The 13,427-nt window shown below is 71.4% G+C and carries 11 protein-coding genes; 9 read left to right on the top strand and 2 right to left on the bottom strand.

Translation table 11 applies throughout. The features are described 5' to 3' along the window. Positions 1–110: 110 nt before the first annotated feature. Entirely contained in the window at positions 111–3,008 is a 2,898-nt protein-coding gene (locus ACWGDE_RS00670; RefSeq protein ID WP_453386760.1) for a vitamin B12-dependent ribonucleotide reductase, read from the top strand. A gap of 76 nt (positions 3,009–3,084) precedes the next feature. On the opposite strand, the gene ACWGDE_RS00665 is transcribed toward ACWGDE_RS00670, so the two are convergent. Further along, the gene (locus tag ACWGDE_RS00665) at positions 3,085–4,044 is read right to left on the bottom strand and encodes a DUF1152 domain-containing protein (RefSeq protein WP_453386759.1); all 960 of its coding nucleotides are present in this window, start codon (positions 4,042–4,044) and stop codon (positions 3,085–3,087) included. A 69-nt stretch (positions 4,045–4,113) separates the two neighbouring features. On the opposite strand from ACWGDE_RS00665, the gene ACWGDE_RS00660 reads away from it, so the two are divergent. The 5 genes from ACWGDE_RS00660 to ACWGDE_RS00640 all read left to right on the top strand — a co-directional run bounded on the left by ACWGDE_RS00660 (position 4,114) and on the right by ACWGDE_RS00640 (position 9,256). Next, a complete protein-coding gene (locus tag ACWGDE_RS00660) occupies positions 4,114–4,938 on the top strand; it encodes an arylamine N-acetyltransferase family protein (protein WP_453386758.1) in 825 nt (274 codons plus the stop codon). A 32-nt stretch (positions 4,939–4,970) separates the two neighbouring features. After that, positions 4,971–5,576: a YdbC family protein gene (locus tag ACWGDE_RS00655; RefSeq protein ID WP_453386757.1), complete on the top strand. Its 606-nt coding sequence runs from the start codon at positions 4,971–4,973 to the stop codon at positions 5,574–5,576. A gap of 107 nt (positions 5,577–5,683) precedes the next feature. Further along, positions 5,684–6,343, top strand: coding sequence for a histidine phosphatase family protein (locus tag ACWGDE_RS00650; protein WP_453386756.1), 660 nt, complete (start codon positions 5,684–5,686; stop codon positions 6,341–6,343). An 11-nt stretch (positions 6,344–6,354) separates the two neighbouring features. Then, entirely contained in the window at positions 6,355–7,272 is a 918-nt protein-coding gene (locus ACWGDE_RS00645; protein ID WP_453386755.1) for an ADP-ribosylglycohydrolase family protein, read from the top strand. Positions 7,273–7,453: 181 nt separating this feature from the next. Further along, positions 7,454–9,256: a DUF4153 domain-containing protein gene (locus ACWGDE_RS00640; RefSeq protein ID WP_453386754.1), complete on the top strand. Its 1,803-nt coding sequence runs from the start codon at positions 7,454–7,456 to the stop codon at positions 9,254–9,256. Positions 9,257–9,343: 87 nt separating this feature from the next. Here ACWGDE_RS00640 and ACWGDE_RS00635 read toward each other — a convergent pair whose 3' ends face one another. Next, positions 9,344–10,912, bottom strand: coding sequence for an MFS transporter (locus ACWGDE_RS00635; protein ID WP_453386753.1), 1,569 nt, complete (start codon positions 10,910–10,912; stop codon positions 9,344–9,346). Between the two features lie 125 nt (positions 10,913–11,037). Here ACWGDE_RS00635 and ACWGDE_RS00630 point away from each other — a divergent pair, with 125 nt between their 5' ends. The 3 genes from ACWGDE_RS00630 (at position 11,038) to ACWGDE_RS00620 (ending at position 13,252) form a co-directional block, all read left to right on the top strand. After that, on the top strand, positions 11,038–11,640 hold the full coding sequence (locus tag ACWGDE_RS00630; protein ID WP_453386752.1) for a TetR/AcrR family transcriptional regulator: 603 nt from the start codon (positions 11,038–11,040) through the stop codon (positions 11,638–11,640). A gap of 188 nt (positions 11,641–11,828) precedes the next feature. After that, positions 11,829–12,539 carry a ribonuclease HII gene (locus tag ACWGDE_RS00625; protein ID WP_453386751.1) on the top strand — a complete coding sequence of 237 codons (711 nt, stop codon included), beginning with the start codon at positions 11,829–11,831 and terminating at the stop codon, positions 12,537–12,539. Positions 12,540–12,598: 59 nt separating this feature from the next. Then, entirely contained in the window at positions 12,599–13,252 is a 654-nt protein-coding gene (locus ACWGDE_RS00620; protein WP_453386750.1) for a hypothetical protein, read from the top strand. The last annotated feature ends 175 nt before the right edge of the window (positions 13,253–13,427 follow it).

The following is a 13,427-nucleotide window of genomic DNA, read 5'->3' as shown; positions in this document are numbered from 1 at the left end:
CGCGGAACGGCCGGTGGGTCCGGCGAAGAGACGTAGATACAAGACACAGCACCGTGCCGCGGAATAGCGCTGGCACTTTAGGGCGTTTTGCCCGCATTGGGAGGAACGGCATGACAGAGACGGCGAGCAGCTCGGCACGAGGTTCCCGCTCCAAGGGAACCAAGACTGCCAAGAGCGGCCTGCGTATCGAGCGCATCCACACCACCCCGGGCGTGCACCCGTACGACGAGGTGAGCTGGGAGCGCCGTGACGTCGTGATGACCAACTGGCGCGACGGTTCGGTCAACTTCGAGCAGCGTGGCGTCGAGTTCCCCGACTTCTGGTCGGTGAACGCGGTCAACATCGTCACCAGCAAGTACTTCCGCGGTGCGGTCGGCACCCCGCAGCGCGAGACCGGTCTGAAGCAGCTGATCGACCGGATCGTGAAGACCTACACGAAGGCCGGCGAGGACTTCGACTACTTCACGTCGCCCGCCGACGCGGAGATCTTCGAGCACGAGCTGACCTACGCCCTCCTGCACCAGATCTTCAGCTTCAACTCGCCGGTGTGGTTCAACGTCGGCACGCCCCAGCCGCAGCAGGTCTCCGCCTGCTTCATCCTCGCCGTCGACGACTCCATGGAGTCGATCCTCGACTGGTACAAGGAAGAGGGCATGATCTTCAAGGGCGGCTCCGGCGCCGGCCTGAACCTCTCCCGCATCCGCTCCTCCAAGGAGCTCCTCTCCTCCGGCGGCAACGCCTCCGGCCCGGTCTCCTTCATGCGCGGCGCCGACGCGTCCGCCGGAACGATCAAGTCGGGCGGCGCCACCCGCCGCGCGGCCAAGATGGTCGTCCTGGACGTGGACCACCCGGACGTCGAGGACTTCATCGCGACCAAGGTGAAGGAAGAGGAGAAGATCCGCGCCCTGCGCGACGCGGGCTTCGACATGGACCTGGGCGGCGACGACATCACGTCCGTCCAGTACCAGAACGCCAACAACTCCGTCCGCGTGAACGACGAGTTCATGACGGCCGTCGAGAACGGCACCGAGTTCGGCCTGCGTGCCCGCATGACCGGCGAGGTCATCGAGACGGTCGACGCCAAGGCGCTCTTCCGCAAGCTCGCCGAGGCCGCGTGGGCCTGTGCCGACCCGGGCATCCAGTACGACGGTGTGATCAACAACTGGCACACCTGCCCCGAGTCCGGCCGCATCACCGCGTCCAACCCGTGCAGCGAGTACATGCACCTGGACAACACGTCCTGCAACCTCGCCTCGCTGAACCTGATGAAGTTCCTCGACGACGACGGCAAGGGCAACCAGTCCTTCGACGCCGAGCGCTTCGCCAAGGTCGTCGAGCTGGTCATCACCGCGATGGACATCTCCATCTGCTTCGCGGACTTCCCGACGCAGAAGATCGGCGAGAACACCCGCGCCTTCCGCCAGCTGGGCATCGGCTACGCCAACCTCGGCGCCCTGCTGATGGCCACCGGCCACGCGTACGACTCGGACGGCGGCCGCACCCTCGCCGCCTCGATCACCTCGCTGATGACCGGTACCGCGTACAAGCGCTCCGCCGAGCTGGCCGCGATCGTCGGCCCGTACGACGGCTACGCCCGCAACGCCGAGTCCCACAAGCGCGTCATGAAGCAGCACGCCGACGCCAACGCCGTCGCGCCGCGCACCGAGGACCTGGACAACGTCATCTGGGCCGCGGCCACCGAGGCCTGGCAGGACGTGATCCGCCTCGGCGAGAAGAACGGCTTCCGCAACTCGCAGGCCTCCGTCCTCGCGCCGACCGGCACCATCGGTCTCGCGATGTCCTGCGACACCACGGGCGTCGAGCCGGACCTGGCCCTGGTCAAGTTCAAGAAGCTCGTCGGCGGCGGCTCGATGCAGATCGTCAACGGCACCGTCCCGCAGGCCCTGCGTCGCATGGGCTACCAGGAAGAGCAGATCGAGGCGATCGTCGCCCACATCGCCGAGCACGGCGTGGTCGTCGACGCCCCGGGCCTGAAGCCCGAGCACTACTCGGTCTTCGACTGCGCGATGGGCGAGCGTTCCATCTCCGCGATGGGCCACGTCCGCATGATGGCCGCGATCCAGCCCTGGATCTCCGGCGCGATCTCCAAGACGGTCAACATGCCGGAGACGGCGACCGTCGAGGAGATCGAGGAGATCTACTTCGAGGCGTGGAAGCTGGGCGTCAAGGCGCTCGCCATCTACCGCGACAACTGCAAGGTCGGCCAGCCCCTCTCCGCGAAGAAGAAGGAAGAGGAGAAGGAGGAGGTCACCGCCAAGGCGGAGGACACCATCCGGACGGCCGTCGAGAAGGTCATCGAGTACCGCCCGGTCCGCAAGCGCCTCCCGAAGGGCCGCCCGGGGATCACCACCTCCTTCACGGTCGGTGGCGCCGAGGGCTACATGACCGCGAACTCCTACCCGGACGACGGTCTCGGCGAGGTCTTCCTGAAGATGTCCAAGCAGGGTTCGACCCTCGCGGGCATGATGGACGCCTTCTCGATCGCCGTCTCGGTCGGTCTGCAGTACGGCGTCCCGCTGGAGACGTACGTCGCGAAGTTCACGAACATGCGCTTCGAGCCGGCCGGCATGACGGACGACCCGGACGTGCGGATGGCGCAGTCGATCGTCGACTACATCTTCCGCCGCGTGGCGCTCGACTTCCTGCCCTTCGAGACCCGCTCGGCCCTCGGCATCCACTCCGCCGAGGAGCGTCAGCGCCACCTGGAGACCGGCTCCTACGAGCCCCTCGAGGACGAGCTCGACACGGAGTCCCTGACCCCGTCGGCTCCGGTCGCCCCGCTGGCCGCGGTGCCCGCCGCCCCGAAGCCGGTCGCGGTCGCCCCGGTCCCGGCCCCCAAGACGGCGCACTCCAACGCCGAACTGGTCGAGATGCAGCTCGGCGTCTCCGCCGACGCCCCGCTCTGCTTCTCCTGCGGTACGAAGATGCAGCGCGCCGGCTCCTGCTACATCTGCGAGGGCTGCGGCTCCACCAGCGGCTGCAGCTGACAAAGCTGAGGGCTGCCACTGAGTAGCCGAAGAAGCGGGGACCGGCACGCGCCGGTCCCCGCTCCTTCGTGTCGGATCAGTGCGGGAAGGTCCGGGCCGGGCGGGTGGTCGTCTCGTCCCGGAAGGCCGCGATCCGCGAGCTCACCTGTCGCATCAGGTGGGTGTCCTCGATCCGGTCGAGGTAGAGGCAGCGGGCGGCCAGGCCGGCCAGCTCGAAGGTGAAGCACAGCGACATCAACGGGTTCACGAAGAGCTCGCTGCCCCGGGTGCGGTCGGTGAAGCGGACGTCCCCGAAGGAGCCGCGGACGGCCGCCGCGATCGAACCGTTCACGATGCTCGGGTGCTCCGGGGTGCGGTCCTGGGCGTGGGCCACGGCGTCGAGGTACAGCGCGCCCTCACGGGTGGCGCGGGGTATCGAGAACGCGCCGAGGTACGCCCCGTCCCGCTCCAGCGCCGCGATGTTCTCCAGTACCAGCGCGTGGTTCACCCCGTGGTACGCGTCCACGCCGAAGCCGACCGAGACGACCAGGCGCTCGGGTACGTCCTCCAGCGCGGCCAGCGCCGCCACGCTCGCCAGGTCCTCCTCCGGGGTGCCGAGCCCGGCTTCGTCGCCGCGCATCAGGATGTCGGTGCCCCCGTCGACGAGGACCACCGCGTCGATGCGGTGCAGGTCGATCAGCGCCCGGTAGGCGGCCCGCAGCGGCTGCACGCCGACCTGGGGGAAGGCGTACACCGTGGACGGGTACCCGTGCAGCTCCAGCCACTGGGCCAGGGTCCGCTCCGGGAAGTAGCTCTGGTGGGGCCCGGACCCGGGGGTGACGGCGGCGAGGTCCGGGGCCACCCAGTCGTCGGCCGGGAGGCCCGCGAGCGCGCTGAAGGAGAGGTTGGCCAGGTACACCTCCTTGCCCTGGTGGAGGAGGGAGAGGGCGATGGGGAGCCCGGAGTAGATGTCGAAGCCGCCGCCGGCCCCGGCGACGAGGATCCGCTCGGAGCCGGCCAGGCGGTCGAAGAGAGGGGTGGTGTGCAGGGCGCTCATGACGATCATTGTGTGGGGCGGTACCACCGGGGCGCCCCGTGATGTCGGGATGCGCGGAGCGGGGAAGCCATGTGGAGCGGTGAAGAGCTGGATCTGGACGCCTATCTGGCGAGGATCGGCTGGGACGGCGGGGAACTCCGCGCGGATCTCCCGACGTTGAAGGCAGTACACCGGGCCCACACCGGTGCGATCACCTTCGAGAGCCTGGACGTGCTGTTCGGCCGCCCCGTCGAGCTGCAGGTCAAGGCCATCGAGGACAAGCTCGTGCAAGCCCGCCGCGGCGGCTACTGCTACGAGCAGAACACCCTGCTGGCCGCCGCCCTGGAGCGGATCGGCTTCGAGGTCTCCGGGCGCGGTGCCCGCAACCGCTCCCGGGGGGACGCCCTGCTCGCGGTGACGCACGCCGTCCTCGTCGTCACCGTCGAGGGGGAACCGTGGCTCTGCGACGCCGGGTTCGGCTGGCAGGGCCCGCGCGAGCCCGTGCCGCTGGCGCGCCCCGGCGCCGAAGTGCGGCAAGGGGAGTGGGTGTTCCGCGTCCGGGAGGAGGCGGACGGAGTCCTCGTGCTCTGCGTGTCGCGCGAGGGCACCTGGCGGGACCTGTACGCCTTCTCGCCGCAGCCCTACCACCCCGTCGACTACGTCGTGCTGAACCACTACAGCTCCTCGCACCCCCGCTCCGCCTTCGTCGGCCAGGTCATCGTCCAGCGCCCGGGCGACTCGGACCGGCTGGCCCTCGTGGGGCGGGAGCTCACCCGGCTGAGCCCGGACGGGCGGACCGAGCGGCGGGAAGTACCGGCCGACGGGCTGCTCGCCCTGCTCGACCGGGAGTTCGGCCTTCGGCTGTCCGAGCGGGACGCGACCGAACTCCTTCGGATGTACCGCGCCGGGGACTGACCCGGGCCCTGCCGGGACCGTACGATGGCGCAGTGCTGGTCAAGTGGATTCGCTGCACGGTGACGGACCGACGCGGGTTCGAGCGCGGGCAGCGCAAATGGGCGGGGCTGCCAGGGGAACCCGGATTCCGGGGACAGGGCGGCGGCTGGAGCCGGGGCCGGCAGGGGGTGGCGCACGTCTTCGCCTTCTGGGAGAGCCGTTCCTTCTACGACTCCTTCATGGCCCGCTCGCACGACAGGCTGGCCGCCTCCCAGAACGGCACCTACACCGACGCGCGGGTGACGCTCTTCGACCACCGCTTCGATGTGAAGACCGGCTTCGAGCCGCGCTTCACCGACGCCGATGTCGTCCGGGTCGCCCACACGCGGGTGCGGGAGGGCCGGGTCGACCACTTCGCCCTCATGCAGGAGAAGGTGTGGAATCCGGCCATGGCGGGCTCGCCCGGCATGATCCGGGGCCTCTTCGGCGAGGCCCCCGGCCGGGAGTTCCTGGTGCTGTCGATGTGGCACGCGGCGGCCGAGCACGGGAAGTACCGGCAGGAGCGCGTCGAGCGGCTCTCCCTGCGCGCCCAGATCCAGGCCGACGTGGAAGCGCTCACCGGAGACGTCGTCGACCTCGAACCCTCCTGGACGGTGTGACCGCAGCGGGACCCGGGGCGGGGCGACGAGCCGATTGTATGGTCGCCGGACGCCCCACCGGCGTGCCCCGGTCGGTGCACCCGCCGGTGGCCGAATAGGGTCGTGGAATGGTTCGACCACGGCGCATCGTCCTTGTCCGGCACGGGGAATCGGAGGGCAATGCCGATGACACGGTGTACGAGCGGGAACCCGACCACGCACTGCGGCTGACCCGCACCGGGCACGAGCAGGCCGCGGAGGCCGGCGTCCGGCTGCGGGAACTCTTCGGCGACGAGCACATCAGCGCGTACGTCTCCCCGTACCGCCGGACGCTGCAGACCTTCCGGGAGCTGCGCCTGGACCCGGCGCGCGTCCGGATGCGCGAGGAGCCGAGACTGCGCGAGCAGGACTGGGGAAACTGGCAGGACCGGGACGACGTACGTCTCCAGAAGGCCTACCGGGACGCCTACGGGCACTTCTTCTACCGGTTCGCCCAGGGCGAGTCGGGCGCGGACGTGTACGACCGGGTCGGCTCCTTCCTGGAGAGCCTCTACCGCAGCTTCGAAGCCCCCGACCACCCCGAGAACGTCCTGCTCGTGACGCACGGTCTGACGATGAGACTGTTCTGCATGCGCTGGTTCCACTGGTCCGTGGCCGAGTTCGAGGCCCTCTCCAACCCCGGGAACGGCGAATACCGCGTCCTGCTGCTCGGCCCCGACGGCCGGTACCGGATGGACCGCCCGTTTGAGCGGTGGACCACACCCGAGCCTTACGACCTGGACGGCTAGAGTGACGCGGGATGACCTCTGACTCCTCTTCCGAAAGGCGCTACGCACGCGCCATGGCCAGCCTTCGCGGTCTGGCCCTGGGTGACGCCCTGGGTTCCCAGTACTTCGTCCCCGTGAACTACCCGCTTCTCAAGCGGCGCGAGCTGCCCGCCGGAAGCGATCCGTGGCAGTGGACGGACGACACCGAGATGGCCTGCTCGGTGGTGGCCGTACTCGCCGAGCACGACCGGGTGGACCAGGACGCGCTGGCCGCCTCCTTCGCCCACCACCACGACTTCGACCGCGGCTACGGGCCGGCCGTGAACCGGATGCTGCGCCTGGTCCGCGAGGGCGCGGACTGGCGCACGCTCGCCGCCGAACTGTTCAACGGGCAGGGCTCGTGGGGCAACGGCGCGGCCATGCGGGTCGCCCCGCTGGGTGCCTGGTACGCCGACGACCCGGAGCAGGCCACCCACCAGGCGGAGATCTCCGCCTACACCACCCACCAGCACCGCGAAGCGGTGTGCGGAGCGATGGCCGTGGCGGCAGCGGCCGCGCTGGCCGCCGCTCCGGGCGGACCGCCGAAGGCCGCCGACCTGCTGGACGGAGTCATCGCACTGGTGCCGCGCAGTGCGGTGGGCGCCGGTCTGCGCAGGGCGCGCGACATGCTGGACTACGGCGACGCGACGACGGTCGCGGCCGTACTGGGCTGCGGACGGCGCACCAGCGCCCACGACACCGTGCCGTTCGCCCTGTGGTCGGCGGCGCGGAGCCTGGACGACTACGAGCGGGCGTTCTGGACCACCGCGCAGGTCGGCGGGGACGTGGACACGACCTGCGCGATCGTCGGCGGAGTACTGGGCGCGCGGGGCGACGAGGTGCTTCCGCAGGCCTGGCTGTCCCGGACCGAGGCCCTGCCGGCCTGGCTGCCGGAGACGGCTTCGAACTAGCGGGACCCGCCTGCGCGGTGCCCGAGGGTCCCGGACGGGGCGAAGAGTCCCGTTTCGATTGTCACGGTCCTGACACAGAGCTCTTTTGATCCTGTTCAAAACTGCATTCCACCGGCCTACTCTGTCCGCTGCGCCGCCCCCAACAGGGAAGCCGGGGGCGGCTGAACAGGGGAGGGAAGCGATGTCGGAGAACACCGACGGGAGCACCGGCGGTAACGCCGGCGAGAGTTCGGGCGGGAGCGCGGAGGCGACTGCGGGCGCGGCTGCGGACGCGACCACGGAAGCGGCCGCGGGCGGGGGCGCCGCGGAGGGGGCCGCCGGAAGCACCGCGCAGCAGGCCCAGACGCAGGCCCAGACGCAGGCTCAGGCGCCGAAGATCCCCGCCCAGTCGGCCCCCGGGGCGCCGGCGCAGGCCCCGCCCGGGTGGGACCCCAAGGCCTGGCAGACCCACCAACTGCGCAAGGAGCGCGCGGCCTCCGGCGCCTGGTCGCTGGCCCCGCTCGCCTGGGCCGAACTCGCCCGGCCCGCGACGGTGGGGCCGATTCCCGCCGCCGTGGCCGGTGCCGCGGTCGCCTCCGGCGTCGCCGTGGCCCTGCTGCTCGGCGACGGGCTCGGTCCCGGTCTGCTCCTCGCCGTGGTGCCCGCCCTGGTCGGCGCGTACCTGGCCGCCCGCGGGGCCGGACGCACCGTCCGCCCGTGGACCGCGGTCTGGGCGCTCGGCTGCCTGGCCCTGCTCGCCGTACCGGCCCTGCGGGACTCCGCCTGGCCCTCCACGCTGGCCCTGCTCGCCGCCGTCCTGACCGGCGCCCTCGCCCTGCACGGCAGCCGCAGCTGGCCCGCCATCCTGCTCAGCCCCATCGGCTTCGTGGACTCCGCCGTCCTCGGCGTGCGCTGGCTCTGGAACGGCCTGCGCTCGCGGGGCAGCGGTACCCGCGACCGCTGGCTGCCCGTGGCGAAGGCCGCCCTGGTGGCGCTGGTCCTGCTGGTGCTCTTCGGGGCGCTGTTCGCCTCGGCCGACGCCGCCTTCGCGGACCTGCTGAGCGGACTGACCCCCGATGTCAGCGGAGCGGACGGTCCGGTCCGCTTCCTGCTCTTCCTGCTGGGCACCGTCGTCGCGGTCGCCGTCGCCCGCACCGCCGCCGGGCCCTCCCGCTGGGACCGCATCGAGGTGGCCCCGGGCAAGGCGCGTTCCCGGGTCGAGTGGGCCCTTCCGCTCGTCGTGCTGAACCTGCTCTTCGCCGGGTTCAACGCCGTGCAGCTCACCGTCCTCTTCGGCGGCTACCGCGAGGTCCTCGCGGCCACCGGCCTCACCTACGCGGAGTACGCCCGGCAGGGCTTCTGGCAGCTGCTCTGGGCCACCCTGCTCACCCTCGCCGTGATCGCGCTCGCCCTGCGCTGGGCCCCGCGCGGCGGAGCGGGCGACCGCCGTCTGGTGCGCGCCGTGCTCGGCACGCTGTGCGCGCTCACCCTCGTCGTGGTGGCCTCCGCGCTGCACCGCATGGACCTGTACGTGGACGCGTACGGGCTGACCCGGCTGCGCGTGTCGGTCGCCGGGATGGAGCTGTGGCTCGGGCTGGTCATCGTCCTGATCATGGCCGCCGGGGTGTTCGGCGCCCGGTGGCTGCCCCGCGCGGTCGCCGGGAGCGCGGTGGCCGCCGTACTGGCCTTCGGGCTGCTGTCCCCGGACGGGCTGATCGCGGAGGGCAACGTCGCGCGGTACGAGCGGGACGGCAAGATCGACCTGGCGTACTTCCAGTCCCTGTCGGCGGACGCGGTGCCCGGCCTGGACCGGCTGCCCGAGCCCCGGCGCTCCTGCGCCCTGCGCGCCATCAACGACGAGCTGGCGAAGGCGGGCGACGTGCCCTGGTACGCCATGAGCCTGGGGGAGCGCCGGGCCCGGCAGATCCTGCGCGAGCGCCCGGTGAAGGCCTCGTACGAGGAATGCTCGCGCCTGGGCACCTTCGCCGACCGGAACGAGTACTAGGCCGTACGAGTTCTGCCGCCCGTACCCGTACGAGGGCCCCGGCGCGGGGAAGTTCCCGCGCCGGGGCCCACGTACGCGTACTCCTGCTCAGGCCGGCGGACCGGCCTGGGCGGCGGTCCCGTTGAGGGCCTCCAGATCGCTCTTGCGCACGCGGATCACCACGAGCGCGGTGACGAGCGCGACGCCCGCCATCGCCACGGCCGCGATGAAGGCGGTCGCGATCCCGCGGGTGAGGACGATGTCCCCCCAGGGGTCGGGCAGCCGTCCGGTCTGCTGGAAGAGTGCGGCCTGGGCCTGGTCGGCGTGCGCCATGAAGTCCGGGACCTGCTTGCCGGCCTCGGTCCGGCCCGCCGTGCCGAACACGGTGACCAGGATGGACAGTCCGAGCGATCCGCCGACCTGCTGACTGGCGTTGAGCAGCCCCGAAGCCGCGCCCGCCTCCTCCGGTGCCACCCCGGAGACGGCCGTGAGCGTGACGGTGACGAAGTTGAGGCCCATGCCGAAGCCGAACAGCAGCATCGGGCCCAGTACCCCGGCGACGTACGAGCTGTCCGGCTCGATGAAGGTCAGCCACGCCAGTCCGATGCCGGTGAGCGCGGACCCGATGACCATGAACGGCTTGGGGCCGAGGCGGGGCAGCAGGCGCTGCGAGATCCCGGCGGCGGTGACGATGGCGACCGTGATGGGCAGGAAGCCGATGCCCGACTGGATCGGGGAGAAGCCCAGCACGTTCTGCACGAACTGGACGATGAAGAAGAACATCCCGAACATCGCGGCGGCGAGGCTGAGCATGACCACGTAGGTGCCGGTGCGGTTGCGGTCGGCGAACATGCGCAGCGGGATGATCGGATCGGGCGCCCGCGACTCGATCGCCACGAAGGCCGCGAGCAGGACGACGGCCATGCCGAACGAGCCGAGGGTCAGGCCGTCGCGCCAGCCGTCCTGGGAGGCGCGGATGAATCCGTAGACGAGCGAGGCCATTCCGCCCGTGGAGGTGAGCGCTCCGGCGATGTCGAAGCGGCCGGGGTGGCGTTCGGATTCGCTGATGTAGAGCGGGGTCAGGAAGGCGATCAGCAGGCCGATCGGCACGTTGACGAAGAGGACCCAGCGCCAGTCGAGCCATTCGGTGAGCATGCCGCCGGCCAGCAGTCCGATGGCGCCGCCGCCCGCGGAGACCGCGGCGAACACCCCGAAGGCGCGGTTGCGTTCGGGGCCCTCGGGGAACGTCGTCGTGATCAGGGCGAGCGAGGTCGGTGAGGCGATGGCGCCGCCGACGCCCTGCAGGGCGCGGGCGATCAGCAGCTGCCAGGGCTCCTGGGCGAATCCGCCGAGGAGGGAGGCCAGGGTGAAGAGCAGGATGCCGGTCAGGAAGACGCGCCGCCGGCCGAGGATGTCTCCGGCGCGGCCACCGAGCAGCAGCAGGCCGCCGAAGGCGAGGGTGTAGGCGCTGATCACCCAGGACAGGTCGGTGGTGGACATCTCGAGGTCGGTCTGCATGTGCGGGAGCGCGATGTTCACGATCGTCGCGTCGAGGACGACCATGAGCTGGCAGGCGGCGATGACGGCGAGCGCCACCCCAGTGCGCCCCTCACGGCGGGCCGCGCCCGGTATTCGGGACTTGGAGAGCTGAGGAGTCGTCACTGTGGATCCCCCCATAGTGAAATAGTGAACTCAGACGTTCACATCGAGCCCACGGTAGGGAGTCAGCCTTAGTGAACGCAAGCGTTCACTAAGGCTGAAAATACGTGCGACGGACGCGCGAACCGGGCGGAGGTACGGAAGTGATGGGTTCGCGCTGGTCGCAGGCGTCGGGCGGGCGCAGGCGCGGGCCCGAGCTCGAACGGGCGATCCTCGACGCCGCGTTGGAACAGCTGAGCACCGTGGGCTGGAACGCGCTCACCATGGAGGGCGTGGCCCTCGGCGCGCGCACCGGGAAGGCGGCGCTGTACCGGCGCTGGCCCTCGAAGGCGGACCTGGTGGCCGATGCGCTGCGGTCGGGACTGCCCCCGCTCGGCCGGATCCCGGACCTGGGATCGGTGCGCGAGGACCTGTACGCGCTGTGCGTGCGGATACGGGACGTGATGCGCTCGCGGGCCGGGCAGGCACTGCACGCGGTGCTTCACGAGTGCGACCCCGGTCACGCGGTCCGGTTCCACGACCTGGTCCGGTCCGGGCTGCACGAACCGGCGCACCGGCTGATCGGCGAGCTGGTGCGGCGCGGGATCGACCGGGGGGATGTCCGGCCGGACGCCACCGGTCCGTTCGTCGTGGATGTGATTCCGGCCATGATGATGTACCGGGCGAAGGTGTGCGCGAGCGAATGGGGGGACGTGGACATCGCCGCGATGATCGACGAGGTAATGGTGCCGCTGCTCAGGGTGTGACGCGGGGGAGGGGCCCGGGGCGCCCGGTGACGGGTCGGGGCGGGGCCGGGGAAGGGTCGGCGGTGGGTCGTGCCGGGGCCGGGGAAGGGCCGGCGGTGGGTCGTGCCGGGACCGGCGGCGGGCCTGCGGCGGGCCGTCGAGGGGCCGGGGTGTGCAGGCGGCCCGGGGCGGCGTAATCTGGCTGCGCCATGCCGTACGAAGCACCCACTCACACCGTCGAACGCTCCCTCCGAGCGACCACCGGCGCCAAGGTCATAGCCGGGGTCGACGAAGTCGGACGAGGGGCCTGGGCCGGTCCCGTCACCGTATGTGCGGCGATCACCGGCCTGCGCCGGCCGCCCGCGGGCCTCACCGACTCGAAACTGATCACCCCCAAGCGACGTGACGCGCTCGTCGGCGTCCTGGAGGACTGGGTCACGGCCTACGCCCTGGGGCACTCCTCCCCGGAGGAGATCGACGAGCTCGGCATGACCGCCGCCCTGCGCCTCGCCGCGGTGCGCGCCCTGGAGGCGCTGCCCGTGCGGCCCGACGCGGTGATACTCGACGGCAAGCACGACTATCTCGGTGCGCCCTGGCAGGTCCGGACGGTGATCAAGGGCGACCAGTCCTGCGTGGCCGTCGCCGCCGCCTCGGTGATCGCCAAGGTCCGGCGCGACCGGATGATGGCCGAAATCGGTGAACAGGGCGGTGGAATCGAGGACTTCGCTTTCGCCGCCAACGCCGGATATCCCTCGCCCGTGCACCGGGCGGCGCTGGAGGAGAGGGGGCCGACCGCGTACCACCGGCTCTCGTGGTCCTACCTCGACGCGCTGCCCCGCTGGCGTCACCTCAAGAAGGTGCGCCGCAGCGAGGAGTCGATGGAGCTGGAAAACGGAGGCCAACTCGGCTTCGATTTCTGATCGCACGTACGTGCCACCCACCGGTACGTTTCGTACCGGTGTTTGATAGATATCAACTCATGCCTCTCACCCCCGCCCCCGAGGAGCCTCAGATTCACGAGAGTGCCCAGGGTCCCCGCGTCACGCCGGCCGCGAGCCGCACCGCGCAGACCCCCCGTCCCGTACCTGGTCCGCGTCCCGCCCCCGTGCCCCGGCCCGGACGCCCCGGTTCCTCTCCCGCGGCGGCGAGCCGCGCGGGAGGCGCTCCCCGGCCCGCACCGCCCGTGCAGCGTGCGCCGCAGGCCACCCCCGCAGCCGCCACCGCGCCGTCGGTCTCGGCGGCCGTACCGCAGGTCCAGCTGATCCCGGCGTCCGCCGAGGGTGCGCTGGACGCGGCCGAAGAGGCCGTGGACCTGCTGCTCGACACCGGGCGCGCGCCCGGCGACATCCTGGTGCTCACCACCGGCGACCCGCACCCGTGGGCCGCGCACGAACTGTCCTTCGGCGAGGCCGCGTACTGGGCCCTGCACGATGCCGGGGACGACGTCTTCTACGCGGACGCCGCGCAGGTGCAGCGTGCCTCCGGCCGTCCCGTCGTGGTCTTCGCGGCCAACGGCGGACCGGTCGACACGGCCGCCGAGGCCCTTCCGGTCGCGTTCGCGCGGGCCGGTGCGCTGCTGATCGTGTGCGGCGAACCGCAGCAGATCAACTCCGTGCTGGGCGCGGGCGTCTGACGCCCTGCAGTCCCGCACGGTCGAGGGGCGGGGTGGGCGAACAGCCGGCCCTGCCGAAGTCCGAGGCCTGACCAGCCGTACGCCCGATTCAGGGTGTACGGCCGTTGGGCGTGCCCGCGCGCATCCGAGGACCGTTCGGGGCGCGGCGGTTCCGCGGAATCCGCCGGCCCTGCGG

Source organism: Streptomyces sp. NPDC054956, assembly GCF_053609185.1.
The sequence above is the reverse complement of the archived record's forward strand: the minus strand, read 5'-3'. Positions and strand labels throughout refer to the sequence as shown.

Excerpts from the sequence above, each read along its gene's own strand:
- ACWGDE_RS00670 (WP_453386760.1), top strand. The coding sequence starts at position 111 with ATGACAGAGACGGCGAGCAGCTCGGCACGAGGTTCCCGCTCCAAGGGA.
- ACWGDE_RS00665 (WP_453386759.1), bottom strand. The coding sequence starts at position 4,044 with ATGAGCGCCCTGCACACCACCCCTCTCTTCGACCGCCTGGCCGGCTCC.
- ACWGDE_RS00660 (WP_453386758.1), top strand. The coding sequence starts at position 4,114 with ATGTGGAGCGGTGAAGAGCTGGATCTGGACGCCTATCTGGCGAGGATC.
- ACWGDE_RS00650 (WP_453386756.1), top strand. The coding sequence starts at position 5,684 with ATGGTTCGACCACGGCGCATCGTCCTTGTCCGGCACGGGGAATCGGAG.
- ACWGDE_RS00645 (WP_453386755.1), top strand. The coding sequence starts at position 6,355 with ATGACCTCTGACTCCTCTTCCGAAAGGCGCTACGCACGCGCCATGGCC.
- ACWGDE_RS00640 (WP_453386754.1), top strand. The coding sequence starts at position 7,454 with ATGTCGGAGAACACCGACGGGAGCACCGGCGGTAACGCCGGCGAGAGT.
- ACWGDE_RS00635 (WP_453386753.1), bottom strand. The coding sequence starts at position 10,912 with ATGGGGGGATCCACAGTGACGACTCCTCAGCTCTCCAAGTCCCGAATA.
- ACWGDE_RS00625 (WP_453386751.1), top strand. The coding sequence starts at position 11,829 with ATGCCGTACGAAGCACCCACTCACACCGTCGAACGCTCCCTCCGAGCG.
- ACWGDE_RS00620 (WP_453386750.1), top strand. The coding sequence starts at position 12,599 with ATGCCTCTCACCCCCGCCCCCGAGGAGCCTCAGATTCACGAGAGTGCC.